Origin of the sequence: Achromobacter sp. ACM03, assembly GCF_014851665.1 — a bacterium.
In the GTDB taxonomy this organism is placed as follows: domain Bacteria; phylum Pseudomonadota; class Gammaproteobacteria; order Burkholderiales; family Burkholderiaceae_B; genus Achromobacter; species Achromobacter aegrifaciens.
Genome location: NZ_JACVAD010000010.1, coordinates 101,928 through 125,029 on the forward strand (window position 1 = coordinate 101,928; position 23,102 = coordinate 125,029).

General features: G+C 65.4%; 22 protein-coding genes. 9 read left to right on the forward strand and 13 right to left on the reverse strand.

Going from position 1 to position 23,102, the window contains the following annotated elements:
* The first annotated feature begins 217 nt into the window (after positions 1-217).
* Positions 218-1,627, forward strand: coding sequence for a M23 family metallopeptidase (locus IB257_RS29100; protein ID WP_054458392.1), 1,410 nt, complete (start codon positions 218-220; stop codon positions 1,625-1,627).
* Positions 1,628-1,703: 76 nt separating this feature from the next.
* A complete protein-coding gene (locus IB257_RS29105; protein WP_306650853.1) occupies positions 1,704-2,825 on the forward strand; it encodes an anhydro-N-acetylmuramic acid kinase in 1,122 nt (373 codons plus the stop codon).
* Positions 2,826-2,892: 67 nt separating this feature from the next.
* Here IB257_RS29105 and erpA read toward each other — a convergent pair whose 3' ends face one another.
* The 12 genes from erpA to pmbA all read right to left on the reverse strand — a co-directional run bounded on the left by erpA (position 2,893) and on the right by pmbA (position 14,061).
* Positions 2,893-3,264, reverse strand: a complete 372-nt coding sequence (gene erpA, locus IB257_RS29110) for an iron-sulfur cluster insertion protein ErpA (RefSeq protein WP_013391415.1) — start codon at positions 3,262-3,264, stop codon at positions 2,893-2,895.
* 86 nt (positions 3,265-3,350) lie between these two features.
* Complete coding sequence (locus IB257_RS29115) at positions 3,351-4,097, reverse strand: DUF6776 family protein (protein ID WP_192493197.1); 747 nt, start codon at positions 4,095-4,097, stop codon at positions 3,351-3,353.
* Between the two features lie 44 nt (positions 4,098-4,141).
* Complete coding sequence (gene argC / locus IB257_RS29120; RefSeq protein WP_054458385.1) at positions 4,142-5,206, reverse strand: N-acetyl-gamma-glutamyl-phosphate reductase; 1,065 nt, start codon at positions 5,204-5,206, stop codon at positions 4,142-4,144.
* A 214-nt stretch (positions 5,207-5,420) separates the two neighbouring features.
* A complete protein-coding gene (rpsI, locus tag IB257_RS29125) occupies positions 5,421-5,813 on the reverse strand; it encodes a 30S ribosomal protein S9 (protein WP_006217310.1) in 393 nt (130 codons plus the stop codon).
* A gap of 9 nt (positions 5,814-5,822) precedes the next feature.
* Positions 5,823-6,251: a 50S ribosomal protein L13 gene (gene rplM, locus IB257_RS29130; protein ID WP_013391412.1), complete on the reverse strand. Its 429-nt coding sequence runs from the start codon at positions 6,249-6,251 to the stop codon at positions 5,823-5,825.
* A gap of 298 nt (positions 6,252-6,549) precedes the next feature.
* Positions 6,550-7,260 carry an ABC transporter ATP-binding protein gene (locus IB257_RS29135; protein ID WP_054458384.1) on the reverse strand — a complete coding sequence of 237 codons (711 nt, stop codon included), beginning with the start codon at positions 7,258-7,260 and terminating at the stop codon, positions 6,550-6,552.
* The gene (locus tag IB257_RS29140; RefSeq protein WP_054458382.1) at positions 7,257-8,045 is read right to left on the reverse strand and encodes an ABC transporter ATP-binding protein; all 789 of its coding nucleotides are present in this window, start codon (positions 8,043-8,045) and stop codon (positions 7,257-7,259) included. The genes IB257_RS29135 and IB257_RS29140 overlap by 4 nt, the downstream gene beginning before the upstream one ends.
* On the reverse strand, positions 8,038-8,913 hold the full coding sequence (locus IB257_RS29145) for a branched-chain amino acid ABC transporter permease (RefSeq protein ID WP_054458380.1): 876 nt from the start codon (positions 8,911-8,913) through the stop codon (positions 8,038-8,040). The genes IB257_RS29140 and IB257_RS29145 overlap by 8 nt, the downstream gene beginning before the upstream one ends.
* Before the next feature lie 3 nt (positions 8,914-8,916).
* Positions 8,917-9,798, reverse strand: a complete 882-nt coding sequence (locus IB257_RS29150) for a branched-chain amino acid ABC transporter permease (RefSeq protein WP_054458379.1) — start codon at positions 9,796-9,798, stop codon at positions 8,917-8,919.
* Positions 9,799-9,967: 169 nt separating this feature from the next.
* Positions 9,968-11,122 carry an ABC transporter substrate-binding protein gene (locus tag IB257_RS29155; protein ID WP_054458376.1) on the reverse strand — a complete coding sequence of 385 codons (1,155 nt, stop codon included), beginning with the start codon at positions 11,120-11,122 and terminating at the stop codon, positions 9,968-9,970.
* Between the two features lie 256 nt (positions 11,123-11,378).
* Positions 11,379-12,476 (reverse strand): TRAP transporter substrate-binding protein, encoded by a 1,098-nt coding sequence (locus tag IB257_RS29160; protein WP_054458374.1) that lies wholly within the window; start codon positions 12,474-12,476, stop codon positions 11,379-11,381.
* Between the two features lie 220 nt (positions 12,477-12,696).
* The gene (gene pmbA, locus IB257_RS29165; protein WP_054458372.1) at positions 12,697-14,061 is read right to left on the reverse strand and encodes a metalloprotease PmbA; all 1,365 of its coding nucleotides are present in this window, start codon (positions 14,059-14,061) and stop codon (positions 12,697-12,699) included.
* Between the two features lie 58 nt (positions 14,062-14,119).
* Between pmbA and yjgA the strand changes: the two genes are divergently transcribed.
* From yjgA to IB257_RS29195, 6 genes are all read left to right on the forward strand, one after another.
* Positions 14,120-14,671: a ribosome biogenesis factor YjgA gene (yjgA, locus tag IB257_RS29170; RefSeq protein WP_054458370.1), complete on the forward strand. Its 552-nt coding sequence runs from the start codon at positions 14,120-14,122 to the stop codon at positions 14,669-14,671.
* A 19-nt stretch (positions 14,672-14,690) separates the two neighbouring features.
* A complete protein-coding gene (locus IB257_RS29175; RefSeq protein ID WP_054458369.1) occupies positions 14,691-15,368 on the forward strand; it encodes an alpha/beta hydrolase in 678 nt (225 codons plus the stop codon).
* A 337-nt stretch (positions 15,369-15,705) separates the two neighbouring features.
* Entirely contained in the window at positions 15,706-16,710 is a 1,005-nt protein-coding gene (locus IB257_RS29180) for an ABC transporter substrate-binding protein (RefSeq protein WP_054458367.1), read from the forward strand.
* A complete protein-coding gene (locus tag IB257_RS29185; protein ID WP_042797538.1) occupies positions 16,710-17,525 on the forward strand; it encodes an ABC transporter ATP-binding protein in 816 nt (271 codons plus the stop codon). Before IB257_RS29180 ends, IB257_RS29185 begins: the two co-directional genes overlap by 1 nt.
* 3 nt (positions 17,526-17,528) lie before the next feature.
* Entirely contained in the window at positions 17,529-18,365 is an 837-nt protein-coding gene (locus tag IB257_RS29190) for an ABC transporter permease (protein ID WP_054458365.1), read from the forward strand.
* A 9-nt stretch (positions 18,366-18,374) separates the two neighbouring features.
* Positions 18,375-19,067, forward strand: coding sequence for an isochorismatase family cysteine hydrolase (locus IB257_RS29195; RefSeq protein ID WP_192353471.1), 693 nt, complete (start codon positions 18,375-18,377; stop codon positions 19,065-19,067).
* 12 nt (positions 19,068-19,079) lie between these two features.
* On the opposite strand, the gene IB257_RS29200 is transcribed toward IB257_RS29195, so the two are convergent.
* Positions 19,080-21,521 carry a GNAT family N-acetyltransferase gene (locus IB257_RS29200; protein ID WP_192493198.1) on the reverse strand — a complete coding sequence of 814 codons (2,442 nt, stop codon included), beginning with the start codon at positions 21,519-21,521 and terminating at the stop codon, positions 19,080-19,082.
* A gap of 120 nt (positions 21,522-21,641) precedes the next feature.
* On the opposite strand from IB257_RS29200, the gene gltX reads away from it, so the two are divergent.
* Entirely contained in the window at positions 21,642-23,048 is a 1,407-nt protein-coding gene (gltX, locus tag IB257_RS29205) for a glutamate--tRNA ligase (protein ID WP_054458359.1), read from the forward strand.
* Positions 23,049-23,102 lie beyond the last annotated feature (54 nt).

Genomic DNA, 23,102 nt, shown 5'->3' on the forward strand with positions numbered 1-23,102 from the left:
GTAAAAAGTGACGAAAACTATCGAAAATTCTAGCCGAATCAGCTAGGATACCGCCCTAATCATACGCAATTGCCATCTATACGCAGTTGTGGTCCGGTTTACACCCCGTTGTTCACAAGATGCGCCCCGCGCCAGCCCTTGCCCCGAAATGTGCGCGCGAGGGCCGTTCGTGTCACGCACCCTGCGAGCTCAAGCCACCTGAGAGGGTATCTTCACGATGAATCGTGGCCTCCACGAAATGGCGAGTAGCATCAAACGCAAAGTTGCTGCCGTGTTTGCGCCCGGCGAGCCCAAGCCCCAGCGCTCGGGACTTTTCCGCCGCACTCTCCTCGTCACCGCAATTGGTCTGTTCGCTGGCGCCGCCGCCCTCGGCATGGTGCAGCAACCCGACCGCACTGAACTCCCCCCTTCGCGCATCATCAGCAGCGTCCTGCCGCTAAGCGCCGAGCAAGTCGAAGTCAGCACTCCCAGTGCCGCTCCCTATATCAGCGAAACCCGGATCCGCGCCGGCGACACGCTGGCCGCGGTGCTGCAACGCCTGGAACTCGACGCGCCCAGCCTGCAGACCTTCCTGACGCACGAAGCCAGCGCCCGCAGCATCTACAAGCTGTACCCGGGCCGCTCGGTGCAGGCCGCGACGGACGAAGCCGGCAACCTGATCTGGCTGCGTTACATCCACACCCCCGGCAACGAGACGGACGGCCAGGTCGTGACGCGCATGCTGCACGTCGCGCCGGCAGGCGACAGCTACAAGGCCGAGGAAATCACCGAAAGCACCGAACGCCAGACCCGCGTCGCCGTGGGCACGATCCGTTCGTCGCTGTTCGGCGCCACCGACGCCGCCGGCATCCCGGACTCGGTCACCATGCAGATGGCCGACATCCTCAGCGCCAAGATCGACTTCTTGCGCGACCTGCGCCAGGGCGACAAATTCCGCGTGGTCTACGAAGTGCGTTCGCACGACGGCCGCTACGCCGGCGCCGGCCGAGTGCTGGCGCTGGAATTCATCAACGGCGACAAGACCTACAACGCCGTCTGGTTCAGCCCCGACGAAAAGAGCGGTTCGTACTACGACTTCGACGGCACCAGCCTGCGCGGCGCGTTCCTGCGTACCGCCCTGAAATTCAGCCGCATCAGCTCCACCTTTGGCATGCGCATGCACCCCATCCACAAGACCTGGACGGGACACAAGGGCGTGGACTACGCGGCGCCTTCCGGCACGCCGATCCACTCTACCGCTGACGGCACGGTGGAATTCTCCGGCTGGCAGAACGGCTACGGCAACGTCGTCATCGTCAAGCACCACGGCAAGTATTCGACGCTGTACGCCCACCAGAGCCGCATCGCCGAAGGCATCACCAAGGGTTCGAAGATCTCGCAAGGCCAGTTGCTGGGCTATGTCGGCGCCACCGGCTGGGCCACCGGCCCGCACCTGCACTATGAATTCCGCGTGGACAACCAGCCGATCGATCCGCTGTCGGTGGACCTGCCGGTCGCCCGCAGCCTGGAACCCGCCGAAGTCCGCGCCTTCAACCAGGCCGTGGCTCCGTACAAGGCGCAGATCCAGCTGCTGACCGAGTTCCAGCAGACCCTGCCCGACGCGCTGACCAACGTGGCCAGCCGCTAAAGCCGGCCTAACGTCCCCGTCAAAGGCGGCCCCGCACTCTCAGTTGCGCGGCCGCTTTTTCTTTTTCGAGGCTCTCGTGAATCCTTCCACAACTAACGCTCAGCTCTATATCGGACTGATGTCAGGCACCAGCGTGGACGGCGTGGACGGCGTGCTGGTGCGCCTGGGCGACGGCGCGGCGCCAGCCGTGCTCGCCAGCGCCAGCCTGCCCATGCCTGCGGACCTGCGGCGCGAACTGCTGGCCCTGAATCAATCCGGCGACGACGAGCTGGCCCGCGCCGCGCTGGCCGCCAACGCCCTCGCCCGCCTGTATGCCCAGGCCGTGGCGGCCCTGTTGCAGCAGGCCGGCGTCGCGGCCGGCGACGTGACCGCCATCGGCGCCCACGGCCAGACGGTCCGGCACCGGCCCGACCTGGGCTACACCGTGCAACTCAATGCCCCCGCCGTGCTGGCGGAACTGGCCGGCATCGACGTGGTGGCGGATTTCCGCAGCCGCGACGTGGCCGCGGGCGGCCAGGGTGCGCCGCTGGTGCCGCCCTTCCACGCTGCCATCTTCGGCGCGCCGCAAGGCCGCGCCGTCCTCAACCTGGGCGGCATCGCCAACGTGACGCTGCTGGAGCCGGGGCATGCGCCCCGCGGCTTCGACACGGGACCCGCCAACGTCCTGCTGGATGGCTGGTGCCAGCGTCACCTGGGCCGGCCTTATGACGCGGATGGCCGCTGGGCCGCGACCGGCCAGGTGCTGGCGCCGCTGCTGGAACAAATGCTGGCCAGCGAACCCTGGTTCGCCCTGCCCCCGCCCAAGTCCACCGGGCGCGACCTGTTCAACATGCAATGGCTGGACGACCGCCTGGCCGCGTTCGACGGCCCCAAGCCTGCGCCGCAAGACGTGCAGGCCACGCTGCAACGCCTGACCGCGCGCACGGTCGCCAATGCCGTCGATGCGGCCGCGGCGGGCACGCAAGAAGTCTTCGTCTGTGGCGGCGGCGCGCGCAATCCGGGCCTGATGCGTGAGCTGGCCTACTGCCTGCAGCGGCCCGTGCACGCCACCGATGCGCTGGGCGTGCCGGCGCAGGAAGTCGAGGCCCTGGCGTTCGCCTGGCTGGCGCAGGCCTTCGTGCAGCGCAGGCCGGCGGGCCTGCCCGCCGTCACCGGCGCGCGTGGCCCGCGCATCCTGGGCGCGCTCTATCCCGCCTGAAAACCGCACGCCCATGCAAAAAGCCCTTCGGCGCGCCGAAGGGCTTTTGCTTTTCCTGCCTGGGTGATTAAACCGAGAACGAGGAACCGCAGCCGCAGGTGGTGCTGGCGTTGGGATTGCGGATGACGAACTGCGCGCCTTCCAGGTCTTCCTTGTAGTCGATCTCTGCGCCGACCAGGTACTGGAAGCTCATCGGATCCACCAACAGTTGCACGCCAGCCTTGTCCAGCACGGTGTCGTCATCGTTCACGACTTCGTCGAAGGTGAAGCCGTACTGGAAACCCGAACAGCCTCCGCCCTGCACGAAAACGCGCAGCTTCAGCTCAGGATTGCCTTCTTCGGCCAACAGATCCTTCACTTTGGCCGCGGCCGAGTCGGTAAACACCAGGGGAGCAGGCGGGGCGGCCTGCAGGTCGACGGTTTCGGTCACTGCATTCATGGTTCACTCCTGGCCGGTTCGGCCATATTTCGGTGAGCGGCAACGGCGCTCGCATAGTGTCACTATAGCGCAGGGCTTGCGCAGACTCAAAGTTCGAGCTTGACGCTTCTTGACGCCCGGACCGTGTCGCCCTCCAGGACGCTGACGGTCACGCTTTCGGGGACAAATCCGTCGGGCAGCGCCAGGATGCCCTGGCTGCGCTGATACTGGTCGAACTGCAGGGCCAGCGGCGAGGTCGGCGTGCTGTCTCCAGGAATGGCGACGGAGCCGGATTCGGCCTTGACCTGCATGGGCGCCAGATCCACCTTCACGGTCTCGCCCTTCAGGATGCCGGTGGCCTGGAAACGCAAAGCGCCCGAAAACGGAGACCCGCCATTGCGGCCGCTGCGCATCAGCAGGACCTTGTAGCGCAGGCCGCCGCCACTGCGGTCGATCTCGACGCCGCGGATGTCCACCGAACCCTCGGGGCCCGGCGGCAACAGCTGCTCATAGAACGCCAATTGATCGCGGACCCGGCCGACCTCGGCCTGAACCGTGCGCAGCTGCGTTTCCAGTTCCTGGCGCGCGGCGCGTTCAATGACCAGTTCGCCGTCGGCGGTGTCCAGTTGGCCCTGCGTGTAACGCAGCTGGGTCGACTGCTGACGCATGGCCTCTTCCTGGACCTCGGCCTGCCGGGCGCTGATCACCACGGCATCCTGCGGCCGGTAGAGCTTGCGAGCGTAGAAAAAACTGGCGGAACCGCCCAGCAGCACGCCGATCAGCAGGCCCACGAATACGCGCGCCAATCCGCCGGCGGAGCGAGGCTGGGGCGTGGTAGAGGAATCGGCGGACATAAAGAGCGGCGGCTTGCGGCCTTACGGCCGCAAGCCTGCGTACATCAAGGCAGGATCGCGACCTGGTCCAGGCCGGTCGATTCAGGGATGCCGAACATCAGGTTCATGTTCTGCACGGCCTGGCCAGCGGCGCCCTTGACCAGGTTGTCCTGGATCACCAGCACGATCAGTTGGTCGCCATTGCCGGGGCGGCTGAGCGCGATGCGCAGGTTGTTGGAGGCGCGCACCGAACGGGTTTCCGGCAGGCTGCCGGCGGGCATCACGTCGACGAAGGGTTCGTCGGCGTAGCGCTGTTCGAACAGGGCCTGGAAGTCGGTATCGCGGGCCTCGGGCAGGATGCGCGCGTAGATGGTGGAGAACATGCCGCGGATCATCGGCACCAGATGCGGCACGAAGGTCAGGCCGACCTTGCCGCCAGCAATCTTTTCCAGCTGCGCGACGATTTCCGGGTGATGGCGGTGGCCAGCCACGCCGTAGGCCTTGAAGTTGTCGGAGGCTTCGGAGAAGAGCGAGCCCACTTCCGCCTTGCGGCCAGCGCCCGAGACGCCCGACTTGCAGTCGGCGATCAGGGTTTGCGCATCGATCAGCTTCTTGCCGCCTTCGAGCAGCGGGGCCAGGCCCAGCAGCACGGTGGTGGGATAGCAGCCGGGGTTGCCGATGACGCGGGCCTTGGAGATGGCCTCGCGGTTCAGCTCCACCAGGCCATACTGGGACTCGGCCAGGATGTCCGGGCAGGTATGGGGAATCTTGTACCAGCGTTCGAACGTGGGGATGTCCTGCAGGCGGAAGTCCGCGGCCAGGTCGATGACCTTGGTGCCGGCATTGATGAGTTCCTGGGCCTGGGCCATGGCAACGCCGTGGGGCGTCGCGAAGAACACGACGTCGCAATCCGTCAGCGTGGCCTTTTCCGGCGCGGAGAAAGCGATATTCACGCGGCCGCGCAGGTTCGGATACATGTCAGCCACCGGCAGCCCGTCTTCCTTGCGGGACGTGATGGCGGTCAATTCCACATTGGGATGCTGCGACAGCAAGCGCAGCAGCTCGACGCCGGTGTAACCGGTGCCGCCGACGATACCAACCTTGATGCGGGTGTTCGATGCTTGGGCCATGATGTGTGCTCTTCGTAGAACGAGGATCGATTGTATCGCTCGGGAAAGCGGGTGTTGCGGCTAAGAGCCCGAAATGGCACCGCAGTCCTTCTTTCCGACCGGAGGGAATGCGCGGAGTTCCGCGCGGGACGTACAACGGCCGGACCGCATCCGGCGCTGGAACAAACAGTGCGAAAAAAAGCCCGCCGAAGCGGGCTTTTCTTGCAGCAGCGTATTAACGCTTGCTGAACTGCTTGCGCCGACGTGCCTTGCGGAAGCCGACCTTCTTGCGTTCGACTTCGCGGGCATCGCGGGTGACAAAGCCAGCTTGCGACAGTGCGGGCTTCAGGGTCGCGTCGTAGTCGATCAGGGCACGCGTGATGCCGTGACGGACTGCGCCGGCCTGGCCGGTTTCACCGCCGCCGTGCACGTTGACCTTGATGTCGAACGATTCCAGGTGGCCGGTCAGTTCCAGCGGCTGGCGCACGATCATGCGGCCGGTTTCGCGGGCGAAAAAGTCGTCGACGGGCTTGCCGTTGACAACGATCTTACCCGTGCCCTTCTTGATGAAAACGCGAGCCACCGAGGTTTTGCGACGGCCGGTTCCGTAATTCCAGTTACCGATCATGGCGTTTCCTTAGATATCCAGCGTCTTGGGCTGCTGGGCGGTGTGCGGGTGCTCGGCACCGGCGTACACCTTCAGTTTCTTGATCATGGCGTAGCCCAGAGGACCCTTGGGCAGCATGCCCTTGACAGCCTTCTGGATGGCGCGGCCGGGAAAACGCTCTTGCATCTTCTCGAAGTTCGTTTCACGGATACCGCCCGGGTACGTCGTGTGGCGGAAGTACTTCTTGTCCTTCGCCTTGGCGCCCGTAACAACGATATCGGCAGCGTTGACGATGACGATGTAGTCACCGGTATCAACGTGCGGCGTGAATTCAGGTTTGTGCTTGCCACGCAGACGACGTGCGACTTCGCTGGCCACACGACCGAGGACTTTGCCCTTGGCGTCGATCACAAACCAGTCACGTTGGACTTCATGCGGCTTGGCCACAAAGGTCTTCATGATGGTTCCTAAGAATAAAAATTTTCCTGGCTGGACCATCCAGCCAGTTTTTTTCCCCGAACTAGACCGAAATCCAAGAAAGAACCCATCGGGTTTTCCAAATATTCAGTCGATATCAGCGTCTTGCCTAAGCGTTATTACCCGCCCGTGCATTAGCCAAAATGAGGGAAAGCCTGCGATTCTAACACAGCTGCTCAAAAAGTGGGCAACTTAATCCGCGTTGGAAATACGCCGACGGCGCCCTGAGGCGCCGCCGGCACATCCAAACAATCAGGGACGCACGCCCTGGAGCGCCGGTTCAGGCGCCCAGGTAGGCTTCCAGCACGCGCGGATGGCCCAGCAGTTCGCGGCCGGTGCCGGTCAGCGCCATGGCGCCGTTCTCCAGCACGTAGCCGTGCTGGGCGATCTTCAGCGCCTGGCGCACGTTCTGCTCGACCAGGAACAGGGTCAGGCCGTCGGCGTTGATCGCGCGCAGGGAGCGGAAGATTTCCTGCACCACGATGGGCGCCAGGCCCATCGAGGGTTCGTCCAGCAGCAGCAGGCGCGGCTTGGCCATCAGGGCCCGGCCGATGGCCAGCATCTGCTGTTCGCCGCCCGACAGGTTGCCGGCGATGCCGGTGATCCGCTCCTTCAGGCGCGGGAACAGGTTGAACACGTATTCCAGGTCCGAGTCGACGTTCTTCAGGCCGCGGCGGTAGGCGCCCAGCTCCAGGTTTTCGAGCACGGTCATGGTGGTGAGGATGGCCCGCCCTTCCGGCACCTGGACGATACCGCGCGCCACCAACTGGTGCGGTGGCAGGTTGGTGATGTCCTCGCCTTCGAAAGTGATCTTGCCGCGCGCCTTGGGCAGCAGGCCCGACAGCGCCAGCAGCGTGGTCGACTTGCCGGCGCCGTTGGCGCCGACCAGGGCGGTGATTTCCTTGGCGTTCAGGTCCAGGTCGATGCCGCGGACGGCTTCGATGTGGCCGTAATTGACCTCGAGTCCGCGGACTTCCAGCATGGCGCTCATTTGGCGGCCTCCGCTTGTTCGGTGTCTTCGTCGTCTTCGCGGCCCAGATAGGCTTCGATGACCTGTTCGTTGTTGCGGATCTCGTCGGGTCCGCCGCAAGCGATGATCTTGCCGAAGTTCAGCACCGCGATGCGCTCGCACAAGCCCATGACGAAGCGCATGTCGTGCTCGATCATGAGGATGGTGTAGCCGCGGTCGCGGATCGCCAGGATCTCGCGCATGAGTTCGGCGCGCTCGCCGGTGTTCATGCCGGCGACCGGCTCGTCCAGCAGCAGCAGCTTGGGCTCGGTGGCCAGCGCGCGCGCCAGCTCCAGGCGGCGCTGTTCGCCGTAGGACAGGTTATCCGCCAGGTCGTTGGCCTTGTGGTCCAGGCGCATCCAGGTGAGCAGTTCGTGCGCGCGCTCGCGAGCGCGCTTTTCGTGCTCGCGGTAACCCGGCAGGCCCAGCAGCAGGCTGGGGAAGCCGTAGTTCATGTGGCGATAAGCGCCCACCACCACGTTCTCCAGCAGCGTCATCTCTTTGAAGAGACGGATGTTCTGGAAGGTGCGGGCGATGCCCATGCGCGTGATGCGGTGCGGCTTCTTGTCCAGCACGCTCTGGCCGTTGAACGTGATGGTGCCGCCGCTGGGCGGCAACAGGCCGGTGATGAGGTTGAAGACCGTGGTCTTGCCGGCGCCGTTGGGGCCGATCAGGCCGAAGATGGCGCCTTCGGGAACCGACAGGCTGACGTCATGCAGCACATGCAGGCCGCCGAAGCTCTTGGAGACGGAAGAAAGCTCAAGCATGGCGCTTGCCTCCCTGGCGTCCTTGGCGCATCCAGCGCTTGAAGCGCGCCGGATCCCAGATGCCTTGCGGCAGGAACAACACAATCACCACCAGAATCACTCCATTCGCGACCAGGCGCAGATCGGCAAAACCGCGCAGCATTTCGGGCAGCACGGTAATGATGAAGCTGCCCAGCACGGGACCGGCCAGGCCGCCGATGCCGCCCAGGATCGCCATGGTCAGGATTTCCACGCCGCGGTCGAAACCGTATTCGTTGGGGCCGATGAAGAAGGTCAGGTGCGCGTTCAGGGCGCCGGCCAGACCCGCGATCATCGCGCCGGCCACGAAGGCCAGCATCTTGTTGGCGCGCACGTCGATGCCCATCAGGCCGGCCGCGGTTTCGTCGCCGCGGATGGCGTCGAACGAGCGTCCGATCTTGGAGGCGCGCACGCGCCACAGCACGAACAGCACGATGACGACCGACAGCACCACATGCCACCACTGTGTCAGCTGCGGGATGCCGTTAAGGCCCAGCGCGCCGCCGGTGATGGACTCGGTGTTGAGGATGGTCACGCGAACCACTTCGCCAAAGCCCAGCGTGGCCATGGCGAGATATACCCCGGACAGCCGCAAGGTCGGCAAGCCGATCAGCGCCGCCACCAGCGCGGGCGCGGCCATGCCGCCGGCCAGCGCGACCGAGAACGGCGCGTCGTAGTTCATGGTGAGCAGCGCGGCGGTGTACGCCCCGATGCCCATGAAGGCTGCGTTGGCCATGGCCAGCATGCCGCAAGCCAGGGTCAGCCAGATGGAGAGGGCCAGCAAGGCGTTGGTGCCCAGCGTGAGCACCAGGTTGCCGTAAATGGCCCAGAAGTTTTCGAATCCGCTCATTCTTTAAGCCTTGCGTTGAACCACTTTGCCGAACAGACCTTGCGGGCGCACCAGCAGGATCAGGAACAGCAGGCCGAAAGCCACCGCATCGCGCATGGTGGAGCCGATGTAGGCCACCGACAGCACCTCGGCAAAGCCCAGGAACAGGCCGCCCAGCATGGCGCCGCGGATGTCGCCCATGCCGCCCAGGATGATGACCGCGATGCCCTTGTGCAGCATCGGCTGGCCCATCAGGGGGAACAGCGCGTTGGAGTACAGGCCGATCAGCACGCCGGCCACGCCGCCCAGGGCAGCCGCGGCGAACGAGGTGGTGACGAACAGTTTTTCGACGTTGATGCCCAGCAGCCACGCGGCCTTGGGCGATTCGGCGATGGCGCGCAGGGCGCGGCCGAACTGCGTGCGGCGCATGACGTACATCAGCACGGCCATCAGCGCGAAGGACAGGAAGATGATGCCCAGTTCAATGACGGTCAGGTGCAGGCCGGCGACCTCGATCACTTCCTCGGGCACGGTGCCGTGCGGGAAACGCAGGTTGCTTGCGCCGAAGATGCCCTGGGCGGTGTTGTTCAGGATGATGCCCACGCCGATGGTGGCGATCATGGGGATCAGGTGGGGCGCGTTGCGCTTGCGCAGCGGCTTGAGCACCAGGTAGTCGATGATGACTCCGGTGAAGCCGGCGACGAAGAACGCTGCCATCAGTCCCGCCCAAAGGGGCAGGCTGAATTGCTGCACGACGAACAGTGCCGCGTAGGCGCCAACCATGAAGACGGCGCCATGCGCCAGGTTGATCACCCCGAGCACGCCGAAGATCAGCGTGAAGCCCAGCGCGAACAGTGCATACACACAGCCCAGCGACAAGGCATTGACGAATTGTTGTTCGAACATGATGGGACTTTCCAAAGCTGTGAGGGCCCCATGCAGCGCCCACTGCATGGCCTTGAGCCTCCCGGCGGGGAGGCATTTCTTTTAGGGTGACGGCCCTGCGATAAAAAGCGCCTTGCGAGCGGCCGCGCCGCCCGCAAGGCGCATCCCCCCGCGCGGGGATGCGCAGCGCTTACTTTTCGATGACGTACTTGCCGTCCTTCGTCACGCTGACGATGGGAGCCTGGTCGGCATCGTAGCCGGCGGGCTTGCCGGCGCGGTCGTTGGCCTGACGGAACTTGAACGGGCCAGTGGCGCCGGTCCAGGTGACCGCGGGCAGCGCGTCGCGCAGGGCTGCGCGATCCTTGGGCAGGTCGCCCGAGATCTTGACGTTCTTCAGCGCCTGGGCGGCGATGTACATGGCGTCATACGACTGGGCCGCGAACTGGTCCGGCGCGCCATTGAACTTGGCCTTGTAGGCGTCGATGAACTTGACGTTCTCGGGAGCCTTGTTCTCGATCGACCAGGGGCTGCCGATCCACAGATTGTTCGACGCGCCGCCAGGGGCCAGGTCGAAAATCTTGACCGAGTTCATGCCGTTGCCGCCGATGACGGGAACGTTCAGGCCCAGTTGGCGGGCCTGCACCATGATCGGGGCGCCTTCGGCCAGCAGTGCGGACAGCACGATGGCGTCGGGGTTGGTGCCCTTGATCTTGGTCAGCTGGGCCTTGAAGTCCACGTCGCCCTTGGCGAACGTTTCGGTCGTCGTGACCGGGATCTTCTGGTCTTCCAGGGCCTTCTTGAAGTTGTCGTAGCCGCTCTTGGTGAAGACGTCGTCGTTACCGTAGAGCACCGCCACGTTCTTCAGGCCGGTCTTGGCCTTGACGGTGGCGATGGTGGCCGGCAGCACGTCGGCTTCGGTGACCGAGTTGCGGAACACGTAGTTGCCGATGGAGGTGATGCCGTCAGCGGTATTGGAGGTGCCGAAGGCGACCGTCTTGGCGGCCTGGGCGATCGGGTCGGCGGCCTGGGCCGAGTTGGACAGCGTCGGGCCGAAGACCATCAGGACGTTGTCCTTGAAGATCAGCTTCTTGAAGACGTTGATCGCTTCTTCTTTCTTGCCTTGTTCGTCCTCGACCACGAGCACGATCTTGTTGCCGTTGATGCCGCCGGCGGCGTTGATTTCATCAGCGGCCAGCTGGAAACCGTTGCGGATCGACACGCCGTACTGGGCGGCGCCGCCCGACAGGGCTTCGGCCACGCCGATCTTGATGTCGGCTGCATGGGCAGCCGGGACGATACCGGCAGCGATCAGCGCGGCCAGCAGCTTCTTGGTCTTGGATTGCATGGTTGTTACCACCTTAAAGTCTGTCTCGGAATATTGGTAATCCGGGCTGATGTAATCCTGCCGGATTGACGTCGGATGCCGCCTAAAGGCGCCATGTTTGCGCGTCAAGACCCGGGATATTACTCCTTTGTATCAGGCGGCTACTCGAACGCCATTCAACAAAAGCCTACAAACCGCCCATTTTTTTGTAAAAAACGTGTGGTTACTAGCAAAAACCCTAACGCTGGCCGAATGTTATTCGGCAGGCGTAAGTGTCCTACGTTCTGGCCGATAACGCTACGCCCAGGTATTGGTCGTAGGCGCTTTCGGTCAGGCGGAACCATGGCATTTCGCTGTCGCGAAAACCCATGTAACTATCATGCATCGCCTTGAATCTGGGGTCTTTGGCGCCCAAGTCCTTGTAGAGTTGCTGCGTGGCCTCGAACGCCAGGTCCATGATGGACCGCGGGAATGTACGGATTTGCGCGCCGTTTGCCGTCAATTGGGCCAGAGCGGCCGCGTTGCGGGCATCGTAGCGGGCGATGGCGGCGGCATGCGCGGCCTGTGCGGCGGCATCCACCACGGCCTGGTAGTTCTTGGGCAGCGCGTTCCAGGCCTCGTCGTTGATATACAGCGACAGCTGCTCGCCGGGCGCCCACCAGCCGGGTGCGTAGTAATACTTAGCAACCTTATTAAGACCGAGCTTGTCGTCATCGTAGGGACCCGCGCCCGCCACCGCCTGCAGGCCGTCTTTCTCGAAGGCTTCGGCAAGCTTGGCGGGATCGGCCTGCTGCGGCGCCACGCCCAGCTTGGCCAGCACGTCGCCGGCCAGGCCGCCGACGCGCATTTTCAGGTCTTTCAGGTCGCCGGCGCGCTTGATTTCCTTGGTGTACCAGCCGCCCATCTGGGCGCCGGTGTTGCCCAGCGGAAAGTTGATGATTTTTTCAGGTTTGAAGAGTTCGCGGGTCAGCCTCAGGCCGCCGCCTTCGCTCATCCAGGCGTTCATCTGCCTGGCGTTCAGGCCGAAGGGCACGCCAGCGTCGAAGCAGAAGACGGGGTTCTTGGCGTAGTAGGCGCGGGACGAGGCATGGCCGCATTCCACCTTCTTGGTGGAGACCGCTTCCATCAGGTCCGCGGCGGGCACGATCTCGCCCTCGGGGAAATGGCGGATGTTGAACTTTCCGCCCGTGGCTTCGGAGACGAACTTGCAGAAGCTTTCGCCGGCGCCGATGCGCAGATCCAGGGCGCTGGGGAAGCCGGAAGACAGGCGCCAGCTCAATGAGGGCATGTCCTGCGCGAACGCGGGCGCGCTGACGGCGGCTCCGGTGGCGACAGCGCCGAGACCGGCGTGCTTCAAGAACGAACGTCGTTGCATCTCTTTGCTCCTTTACCGCAACACCTGGGACATCACGCAATACCCGCTGGATATTACACGCCGATATGGGCCGACATTAACAGGACAGCGGGTAAAGGTTTGCAAATAGAGGGTGACGCGGGTCCGCGAATGGGCAGCGCGCAGGGGCTGCAAAGCAGTGCAAGGACCGGGGGCCGTGCAAGTCCGCGGCGGCCATGATGTGGCCGCCGCTCTAGCGACGTCAGATTCCGGCGATCGCCATCTGCTCGATCAGGATCGAGCCAGTGGTCTTGGTGCCGCGCGAAATCGTGTCGGCGCCGACCGCCACGATCTGCTTGAACATGTCGGCGAGATTGCCGGCGATGGTGATTTCCTGCACCGCGTGCTGGATCTGGCCGTTTTCCACCCAGTAGCCGAACGCGCCGCGCGAGTAGTCGCCGGTGACGTAGTTCACGCCCTGGCCGATCAGTTCGGTGACGAGAAAGCCCGTGCCCATCTTCTTGAGCATGGCTTCGAAGTCGTCGCCGCGGCGGGTCTGGGTGGAACTGAACACCAGGTTATGCGAACCGCCGGCGTTGCCGGTGGTCGTCATGCCCAGTTTGCGGGCGGTGTAGGACGACAGGAAATAGCCTTCCAGCACCCCGGCCGACACCACGCTGCGGCGGCGCGTGCGCACGCCTTCGTCGTCGAAGGGCGAGCTGCCCATGGCGCCGCGGATGTGCGGGTCTTCGGTCAGGTTGATGTGCTCGGGGAAGACGGGCTTGCCCAGCGCGTCCAGCAGGAAGCTGGCCTTGCGGTACAGCGCGCCGCCATTGGCAGCCTGGGTCAAGGCGCCCACCAGCCCCAGCGCCAGGGGCGCTTCGAACAGGACGGGGAACTTGCCGGTGCGGATGCGGCGGGCCGACAGGCGCGACAACGTGCGCTCGGCGGCGTAGCGGCCAATGGCCTCCGGCGAGGCCAGCTTGGCCGGATCGCGTTCGGAGCTGTACCAGTAGTCGCGCTGCATGCCATTGCCGCGTCCGGCGATGGGCGCGACCGACAGGCTGTGGCGCGAGTACGGATAGCCGCCCAGAAAGCCGCGCGTGTTGCCCATCACGAACTGGCCTTCGTAGGTGCCCACGGTGGCGCCATCGGTATTGGTGATGCGCGGATCGACCTCGCGGGCGGCGCGCTCGGCGCGCAGCGCCAGCTCGGCGGCCTCTTCGGTGGACACGCCCCAGGCGCGGTGCAGGTCCAGGTCGGGGAATTCGGTGGCCAGCTGATCGGCGTCGGGCAGGCCGGCGGCCGGATCGGCGGCGGTGTGGCGCGCAATGTGCCAGGCGGCTTCGACTGTCTGGCGCAGCGCCGCTTCGGAAAAGTCGGAGGTGGAGGCCGAACCGCGGCTCTGGCCGGCGTAGACCGTCAGGTCCAGCGAACGGTCGCGGGTCTGTTCGACGGTTTCGATGTCGTTCTTGCGTACGGAGACCGACAGGCCCAGGCTTTCCGAGACTTCCGCCGCCGCGTCGGAGGCGCCGATCTGGCGCGCATAGGCGAGGGTTTGTTCGACGAGTTCAGAAAAACGCGCGTGATTCGCCGCCAGCGGCAAGGATGAGGAGGTTTTAACCATTGCTGTCCAATTTGCAGAGACGGTTATCATAGCCAAGTCTGTCATTGCGCAGTTTTCCATGAATTCCCATATTGAAGAAGAATCCGTCGACGACGGTTACGACGAGAACGGCTACGACCGTCCCAGCAAGTCGCAGGTCAAGCGCGAAATGCACGCCTTGCTGGACCTGGGCAAGCAGCTGATCGAACTGTCCCCCGAACGCCTCAAGCAATTGCCGCTGGCGGAGCGCCTCTATGAAGCGATCCGCACCGCGCAGCGCACCACCGGGCGCGAGGGCAAGCGGCGCCAGGTTCACTTCGTGGGCAAGCTGATGCGCGACGCGCCCGCCGACGAGATCCGCGCCCAGCTCGACGTCTGGGAAAACGGCTCGCGCGAGGAAACCGCCGCCATGCACCGGCTGGAGACCTTGCGCGACCGCCTGCTGGACGACGACGAGGCCCTGACCCGGCTGCTCAATAACAATCCGCAGGCCGACGTGCAACAGCTGCGCGCGCTGATCCGCGCCGCCCGCAAGGAAAAACTGGCCAACGCCGCCCTGCTGCAAGGCCAGGAGCCGCAGAAGAAGCACTACCGCGCGCTGTTCCAGGCCCTGAAGACCCTTACCCTCTGATTTTCACCGTCCGCCGTCCATGAACGCTCCGACCGACCTGCTCGATTGCATCGAGATCGAAACCGCCCCCAATCCCACGCACGCCGTGATCTGGCTGCACGGCCTGGGCGCCGACGGCAACGACTTCGCGCCCATCGTGCCGGAGCTGGACCTGCCGGCCGGCGCGTCGGTGCGCTTCGTATTCCCCAACGCGCCGGTGCAACGCGTGACGATCAATAACGGCATGGCGATGCGCTCCTGGTACGACATCCTGGTCATGGACCTGGTGCGCGTCGAGGACGCCAGCGGCATCCGCGCCTCCGAGGCTGCGATCCACAAGCTGATCGCGCGCGAAAACGCGCGCGGCATCCCGACCTCGAAGATCGTGCTGGCGGGCTTTTCGCAGGGCTGCGCCATGACCCTGCACACCGGCATCCGCCTGCCGGAAAAGCTGGCGGGCATGATGGGCCTGTCGGGCTATCTGCCGCTGCTGGACACGGCGGAGGCCGAACGCCACAGCGCCAATCACGACACGCCCATCTTCCTGGCCCACGGCCAGTACGACCCGGTGGTGTCGCTGCCGCGCGCCCAGGCCTCGCTGGCCGAACTGCAGCGCCTGGGTTACGACGTGCAATGGCACACCTACCCCATGCCGCACTCGGTCTGCGCCGAGGAAGTGGCGGATATCTCCAAGTTCCTGAATCAAGTCCTGGTCTGAGGACCATGCAGGGCCGCGCCCGGCGGCCCTGATCGCGGCAGATAGGCGCCCGGCGCCCCTGCCCGCCCACTCGCAGGCCCTGGCGGCCTGCGATTTCATTTTGTATACCAAGTGGTATCCCAGCCTGGAATTTTCATAGGCTGGCTTTCTTGCGTCCATAGAGAAAAACGCCAACTGCAAAAAGCTTGTCGCCTATTTGTATTGAATATAGTATTCGATCCAAGCCTTACCGGCCCGAGCAAGCAGTTCGGGCTTCCCTGTTGTTGTTGTCGATCCATCCCATTGGCCGTGTCGCGCCGGGTTTCGGCGTGGCATTCAAGACGCAGGAGAAAGTCCCGTGAAATCCTTGCCATCGCCCCGTCTGGCGGTTGCGGCGCTGCTCGCGCTGTTCGCCCCCCTGGCCGCCCAGGCCGAAGCCCTCAATCCCCCCGTGAAGGTCCGCTACGAAGAAGTCGTGCGGTCCATTCTTTACGTGCCCAAGTACGTGGCCTTGTCGCAGGGCTACTTCAAGGACGCCGGCCTGGACGTGTCCATGAAGACCTCGCAAGGCACCGACAAGGGCATGACCGCCCTGCTGTCCGGCAGCGCCGACATCGTGCTGATCGGGCCCGAAGCGTCCATCTACGTCCACAACAGCGAATCCCCGGTCAAGCCCAAGATCTTCGCCGGGCTGACCGCCACTGACGGCTTCTTCCTCTTGGCGCGCAAGCCGGTAGAGAAGTTCGACTGGTCCATGCTCAAGGGCAAGGAAGTGATCGGCTTTCGCCCCGGCTCCAATCCCATCGTGTTCCTGGAAACGGCGCTGCGCAAGCATGGCGTGGATCCGCAAAAGGACGTGAAGCTGCTGAACAATATCGGCATTCCCGCGCGCGCGGGCGCCTGGATGGCCGGCCAGGGCGAATACGGCATCTTTCTTGAACCCGAGGCCGGCGAACTGGTGCGCAACGGCAAGGGCTATATCGTCGCCTCGGTGGGCCACGAAGTCGGCCAGGTGGACTACACCGTTTTCACCGCCACCGACAAGTACATCCGCGACAACCCCAAGGTCATCCAGGCCTGGACCGACGTGGTGGCGCGCGCCGAAAAATACGTGAAGGACACGCCCGCGGCCACGCTGACGCCGCAGATCATGACTTACTTCCCCGGCATGGACCAGGCCGCGGTGACCGAGGCCATCGAGCGCTACAAGAAGTACCAGATCTGGAAGACCACGCCGCTGGTGACGGCCGAAGCCATGAACCAGTTGCAGGACATGCTGATCGCCAGCGCGGTCATGAAGGATAACGCCCGCGTGAAGTACGAGGACGTGGTGGTGACCGACTTCGCGAAGAAGGCCCAATGATGGGCGCCGTTATCCACAACCTGAAGCCGGACACCGCCACGGCGAAGATCGAACTGCGCGAGGTCTGTCTTTCCTATTTCACCCAGGAAGGCGAGACGGAGGCGCTGTCGAATGTGTCGTTCACGCTGGCGGCGGGCGAATTCGTCAGCCTGATCGGGCAAAGCGGCTGCGGCAAGAGCACCCTGCTATCGCTGATCGCCGGCCTGATTCCGCCGACCTCGGGCGCCGTGATGATAGACGGCCAGGCCGTGACCAAGCCCAATCCGCGCATCGGCTACATGCTGCAGCAGGACTACCTGTTCGAGTGGCGCACCATCCTGGACAACGTCATGCTGGGCGCGGAGATCCAGGGCCGGCGCGATGCGCGCAGCGAGGCGCGCGCCGTGCATCTGCTGGAGAAATGCGGACTGGGCGCGTTCCTGTCGCACACGCCGCGCCAGTTGTCGGGCGGCATGCGGCAGCGCGCCGCGCTGGCCCGCACCCTGGTCACCGAGCCGGACGTGATCCTGCTGGACGAGCCTTTCTCGGCGCTGGATTCGCAGACCCGGCTGGCAATCTCCGACGAAGTGGTGGACATCCTGAGGCGCGAAGGCAAGACCGTGGTGCTGGTCACCCACGACATCGGCGAAGCCATCGCCATGACCGACCGTGTGATCGTGCTGTCGCGCCGTCCCGGCCGCCTGAAGAGCCAGTACCGCATCCATTACGGCGACGGCCAGGCGCGGCCGACGCCATTCCAGGCGCGCTCGCGGCCGGAATTCAATACCTACTTCAAACAGCTGTGGGACGAGCTCGATGTCCACGTGGAGGGTTGACCCATGAACGCGCCCGTCGCCAACACCGTTCCGCTGCGCGCCGTGCGCGCGCCCAGCGAGAAGTACCTGAACTACCTCCGGCGCGACCGCGCCCGCCGCCGGCATATCCGCGTCGCGCAGGCGCTGCTCTTGGCCGTGTTCCTGTGCGCCTGGGAAATCCTGCCGCGCATGCACATTCTCAACCCGCTCCTGACCAGCTACCCCAGCGCGCTGTGGCCGACGTTCATCGAACTCTGGAACAACGGCAACCTGGGCAAGCACATCATGACCACGCTGAGCGCCACGCTGGTGGGCTTCGGCCTGAGCATGGCGATCGGCATCGTGGTGGCGGCGGCGCTGTGGTGGTCGGACTTCCTGTACAAGGTGCTGGACCCCTTCCTGGTGGTGGCCAATGCCATGCCCAAGATCGCCTTCGTGCCGATCTTCTACCTGTGGCTGGGGTCGGACTACGCGGTGTACGGCATGGCCGTGGCGATCGCGGTGTTCGTGACCATCATGGTGGTGTATGCGGGCTTTCGCGGCATCGACCTGAACAAGGTGAAGCTGGCCCACACCTTCGGCGCCAGCCGCTGGCAGGTGCTGACCAAGGTGGTGCTGCCGGGCAGCGTGCCCACGTTGATCGCGGCGGTGAAGATGAACATCGGCCTGGCGCTGGTTGGGGTGATCGTGGGCGAGTTCCAGTCGGCGGATTCCGGCCTGGGCTTTCTCATCATGAACGGCAGCCAGGTGTTCAAGCTGAATATCGTCATGACCGCCATCGCCATCCTGGCCGTGATCTCCAGCGTGATGTACCTGATCGTCTACCGCATCGAAGCCGCCATCGCGCGGCGCTACGGATAAGGAGCCGCCATGGAATTCCCGCAATGGGTGCAGGACCGCGTGATCGCCCGCCAGGGCCGCCTGCATCCCTATGACGAACTGCCCGCCGCGCGCCTCGCGGTGGTGGTGGTGGACATGCAGCAGTACTTCACGCTGCCCGGCTATCAGGGCGAATGCGCGCCGGCGCGCGAGATCATCGCCCCCATCAACCGCCTGTGCGACGCGGTGCGCGCCGCCGGCGGCACCATCGTGTGGGTGCAGACCGCTTCTGATAACGCCGACTCGTTCTGGTCGCACCATCACGGCGTGATGTTGACGCCGGAGCGCAGCGCCAGGCGCCTGGCAACACTGCGCCGCGATGCTCCCGGATATGCCTTGCATCAGGACCTGCATGCGCACGACGCCGACCTGCGCGTGACCAAGCGCTTCTACAGCGCGATGGCGCCGGGCTCTTCCGAACTGGAGCCGCTGTTGCGCGGGCGCGGCGTGGACACGCTGCTGATCGCTGGCACGGTCACCAACGTGTGCTGCGAATCCACCGCCCGCGACGCGATGATGCGGGACTTCCGCACCATCATGGTGGACGACGCGCTGGCCGCCGTCACGCCCGCCGAGCACGAGCATGCGCTGCACGGCTGGATGCTGTTCTTCGGCGACGTGCTGTCGGTGGACGAATCGATCGCGCGGCTCAAGCCCGCCCAGGCGGCCAGAAAGACCGCCTGAACGGGCCTGGGATCAGGACAGGTTCAACCAGACCCGGCGCATCGTCGGATCTTCCGGATCCGCGTCGTTGGTGAAGCCCAGGCTGGTCATCAGCGACAGCATGGGCCGGTTGGTCGACAACACCAGGCCGTCGATGTATTCCAACCCCTGTTCGCGCGCCGCGTCGATCAGCGCCGACATCAGCTGGCGGCCCAGACCGCGGCGTTGCCAGTCGTCGCCGATCACCAGCGCGTACTCCGCCCCCCTGCCGTCAGGATTGCGCAGGTAGTGCGCGAAGCCCACGAGGACCTCGCGCGGATGCCCGCGGTTGGCCGGGTTGGGCACCTGCGTGGCGGCCACGAGCGCCAGCTCGCGGTGGTAGTCCACCTGCGTGTAGCGCGACACCATGCGCGGGGTCAGCTCGCGCATCATGGACACGAAGCGCATGTAGCGCGAACGCTCCGACAGGCCGCGGATGAATTCCTGCAGCGGCTCGCCGTCCTCGGGACGGATGGGACGCAGCACCCAGGGAATGCCGTCGGCGAAGCGGCGCACCTGGACCAGCCGGGCCGGATACGGGTGGATCGCCATATGCGGATAGCCTGCGGTCTGCGGCGTTTCGCAGCCGGGCTTCTCGGTCAGCGTCATGCGCAATCCGCCGGCGCGCAGATGGGTTTCTCCGGCGTATAGCGGATCGATGTCCAGGGACTCGATATCCGGCAATTCCGACACCAGCTCGGACACCAGCACCACCGCCTGTTGCAGCGCCTCGGCGGCCATGTGGCCGATGCGCGGCGCCAGCACCCGGCGCCACAGCCGGCTGCGTTCGATCAGCTGGCGGGCCAGGAAGCCGTTGAGCGGCGGCAGGTCGACGCCGCGGTCGGATTGCGACAGCACCGCGTCCGGACCGCCCGCGCCGAAGCGGATGACGGGTCCGAACTGCGGATCGCGCCGCACCCGGATCGCCATGGGGCGGGATTCCGGCTCGGCCGCCGCCACGTCCATCGGCGTGTCGCGCAGCGGCACGTAGAACAGGGCCAGCAGGCTGCGGATTTCAGAGGTATTCAGTTCGCGCCGGCATTCCGCGCGCACGCGCGCCAGGATCTCGCGCGCGGCGCCCAGGTCCGGCACATGGCTGGCCGGCTCCGGCGGCTGTGTCTGCAGCAGCAGTTGCTGGTTGTAGTGATGGGTCGCCAGCACGCCGAAGGCATCGGCGGCCGATTCCGGCGTGCGGAAAGCCGAGGTGCCCGCGTCGTCCAGCATGCGCCGCAGCGGCCGCATGCCGGCATCGCCCATGAAACAGGTGACGACCGGCTTTTTCGCCTTGGGTGCGATCTGCGCCAGCTCGCGCGCCACCGCCGGCATGTCGGCCAGCGCGTCGGGTGCCAGCAGCACCAGCACGCCGTCCACGCCGGCATCGTCGAGCACCGCGTCCAGCATGGCGCGGATGCGTTCGGGCGTCAGCGGCGTGAAGGTGATGACGGGATTGGCGGTGGCCGCGTCCGGCTCCAGCATGGCCGCCAGCGTCCGCTGGGTCGCGGGCGCGAGTTCGGCGCGCAGCACGGCGGCGTCGGGGCCGATCAGGTCCATGGCCAGCTGGGGCGGCCCGCTGCCGTTGGAGATCAGCGCCACGCGCCGGCCCTTGGGACGGCGCGTGTAGCCCAGCACCTTGACGGCCGAGAACAGCTGCACGAAATAGCGTACCCGCACCGCGCCCGCGCGGCGCAGCGCGGCGTCGAAGATGGCATCGGCGCTGTCGGTGTCCGCGCGGCCGGCCTTCAGCACGATCACGGGCTTGATCGAAGCCGCGGCGCGCAAGGTGCTCATGAATTCGCGGGCAGGGCCCACGTCTTCCAGATAGAGCACGATGCTGTCCGTGCGCGGATCGCTGGCCAGGTAGTCCAGCACCTTGGACAGGCCCACCACCGCCTCGTCGCCCAGCGACACGGCGGTGGAAAAGCCGATGTGCACATCTTCAGCCCAGTCCATGACCGCGGCCATGATGGAGCGCGACTGCGCCAACAGCGCCACGCGGCCGGCGCGCGCCAGCACCGGGTGCTGGCTCAGGTTCAGGCCGGCGTGCGGCCGCTGGGCGCCGAAAGAGCGCGGACCCAGCAATTCGCAGCGGTTTTCCTCGGCCCAGGCGCGGCACAGCGCCAGCGTGCCGCGCGGATACGGGTCGGGCAGTTCATGCGGCAACAGGATCACCGAGCGCGGCGCCAGCGGCGACAGCCTGCGCAGCGTTTCCGGCAGGACGGCGGGCGAAACGCAAACCAGGGCCAGATCAGGCCGTTCGCCCTGGACCAGGCCCTGCAACGTGTCCGGCAGGTCCGGCGCGGCGCCGACTTCGCAAGCCACCACAGTGGTCTTGCCCTTGAGCGCGGGCGGCAACGAGGCCGCCGCCGGCAGCGGCCGGTCGGCGACGATCACCAGCGAGGCGGGCTCGAACATCGGAGCGAGAGCATGTCGCAACATGGTGTTAGCAGGCCCTAATCTAAAATACCCCTCATCGTAACAAGACAACCCCGCCCTACGTTTGACATGGGCCCAGCCTGACGCCGATTTGTGGCGCCGCAGCCGCTATCATTGCCACCTATGACTTCCAACGCCTCTACCCCCATTCGTACCCGTTTCGCGCCCTCGCCCACGGGTTTCCTGCATCTGGGCGGCGCCCGCACGGCGCTGTTCTCCTGGGCCTTCGCGCGCCACCACCAAGGCACCTTCGTGCTGCGCATCGAAGACACGGACGTCGAACGCTCCACGCCGGAAGCGGTGCAGGCCATCCTGGACAGCATGGACTGGCTGGGCATGCAGCCCGATGAAGGCCCCTTCTACCAGATGCAGCGCATGGACCGCTACCGCGAGGTGGTCGCGCAGATGCTGGCCGCCGGCACCGCATACCACTGCTACAGCTCGCCCGAGGAAGTGGAAGCCATGCGCGAAGCCGCCCGCGCCCGCGGCGACAAGCCGCGCTACGACGGCACCTGGCGTCCCGAACCCGGCAAGACCCTGCCGGCCATCCCGGAAGGCCGCAAGCCCGTGGTGCGCTTCAAGAACCCGCAGGAAGGCGCGACCTCCTGGAACGACATGGTCAAGGGCACGATCAGCTTCGACAACACCGAACTCGACGACCTGATCATCGCGCGCCCGGACGGCACGCCCACCTACAACTTCTGCGTCGTGGTCGACGACTGGGACATGGGCATCACCCACGTGCTGCGCGGCGACGACCACGTCAATAACACCCCGCGCCAGATCAACATCCTGCGCGCGCTGGGCGCCACGCTGCCCGAATACGGCCACGTGCCCATGATCCTGGGTCCGGACGGCGAAAAGCTGTCCAAGCGCCACGGCGCCGTCAACGTCATGGAGTACGACAACGAAGGCTATCTGCCGGAAGCCATGGTCAACTACCTGGCGCGCCTGGGCTGGAGCCACGGCGACGACGAACTCTTCTCGCGCGACCAGCTGGTGTCGTGGTTCGACACCAAGCACCTGTCCAAGTCGGCCTCGCAGTGGGATCCGAAGAAGCTGAACTGGGTCAACGCCCACTACATCAAGCAGATGGACAACGCCGAACTGGCCGAGCGCGTGGCGCCGCGCGTGGCGAACCGCGGCGGCCATCCGGAAAAGATCGACCTGCCGGGCGTCATGGGCCTCTTGAAGGACCGCGCTGAAACGCTGGAGCAACTGGCCGACGGCGCCATGCTGTTCTGCGCGGAGTTCAAGGGCGCGCCCGCCGAGCTGGCCGAACAACACCTGACCGCCCCCGCGCGCGAAGCGCTGGCCGACTTCGCCCAGCGCGCCCAGGACGCGGACTGGACCCGCGAAGCCCTGTCCGCCCTGATCAAGGCCGTGCTGGCCGATCGCGGCATGAAGATGCCGCAACTGGCCATTCCCCTGCGCGTCGCCGTCACCGGCCAGACCCAGACCCCGGCCGTGGACGCCGTGCTGGCCCTGCTGGGCAAGCAGACGGTGCTCAAGCGCCTGGCTGCGATCTAAGCGCCTGTCCCAAAAACACCGCGGGCCTTGCTCATCCTGGAATGAGCAAGGCCC

Coding starts and splice junctions, on each gene's coding strand:
- IB257_RS29100 (WP_054458392.1), top strand. CDS start 218: ATGAATCGTGGCCTCCACGAAATGGCGAGTAGCATCAAACGCAAAGTT.
- erpA (WP_013391415.1), bottom strand. CDS start 3,264: ATGAATGCAGTGACCGAAACCGTCGACCTGCAGGCCGCCCCGCCTGCT.
- IB257_RS29115 (WP_192493197.1), bottom strand. CDS start 4,097: ATGTCCGCCGATTCCTCTACCACGCCCCAGCCTCGCTCCGCCGGCGGA.
- argC (WP_054458385.1), bottom strand. CDS start 5,206: ATGGCCCAAGCATCGAACACCCGCATCAAGGTTGGTATCGTCGGCGGC.
- rpsI (WP_006217310.1), bottom strand. CDS start 5,813: ATGATCGGTAACTGGAATTACGGAACCGGCCGTCGCAAAACCTCGGTG.
- rplM (WP_013391412.1), bottom strand. CDS start 6,251: ATGAAGACCTTTGTGGCCAAGCCGCATGAAGTCCAACGTGACTGGTTT.
- IB257_RS29135 (WP_054458384.1), bottom strand. CDS start 7,260: ATGAGCGCCATGCTGGAAGTCCGCGGACTCGAGGTCAATTACGGCCAC.
- IB257_RS29140 (WP_054458382.1), bottom strand. CDS start 8,045: ATGCTTGAGCTTTCTTCCGTCTCCAAGAGCTTCGGCGGCCTGCATGTG.
- IB257_RS29145 (WP_054458380.1), bottom strand. CDS start 8,913: ATGAGCGGATTCGAAAACTTCTGGGCCATTTACGGCAACCTGGTGCTC.
- IB257_RS29150 (WP_054458379.1), bottom strand. CDS start 9,798: ATGTTCGAACAACAATTCGTCAATGCCTTGTCGCTGGGCTGTGTGTAT.
- IB257_RS29155 (WP_054458376.1), bottom strand. CDS start 11,122: ATGCAATCCAAGACCAAGAAGCTGCTGGCCGCGCTGATCGCTGCCGGT.
- IB257_RS29160 (WP_054458374.1), bottom strand. CDS start 12,476: ATGCAACGACGTTCGTTCTTGAAGCACGCCGGTCTCGGCGCTGTCGCC.
- pmbA (WP_054458372.1), bottom strand. CDS start 14,061: ATGGTTAAAACCTCCTCATCCTTGCCGCTGGCGGCGAATCACGCGCGT.
- yjgA (WP_054458370.1), top strand. CDS start 14,120: ATGAATTCCCATATTGAAGAAGAATCCGTCGACGACGGTTACGACGAG.
- IB257_RS29175 (WP_054458369.1), top strand. CDS start 14,691: ATGAACGCTCCGACCGACCTGCTCGATTGCATCGAGATCGAAACCGCC.
- IB257_RS29185 (WP_042797538.1), top strand. CDS start 16,710: ATGGGCGCCGTTATCCACAACCTGAAGCCGGACACCGCCACGGCGAAG.
- IB257_RS29190 (WP_054458365.1), top strand. CDS start 17,529: ATGAACGCGCCCGTCGCCAACACCGTTCCGCTGCGCGCCGTGCGCGCG.
- IB257_RS29195 (WP_192353471.1), top strand. CDS start 18,375: ATGGAATTCCCGCAATGGGTGCAGGACCGCGTGATCGCCCGCCAGGGC.
- IB257_RS29200 (WP_192493198.1), bottom strand. CDS start 21,521: ATGTTGCGACATGCTCTCGCTCCGATGTTCGAGCCCGCCTCGCTGGTG.
- gltX (WP_054458359.1), top strand. CDS start 21,642: ATGACTTCCAACGCCTCTACCCCCATTCGTACCCGTTTCGCGCCCTCG.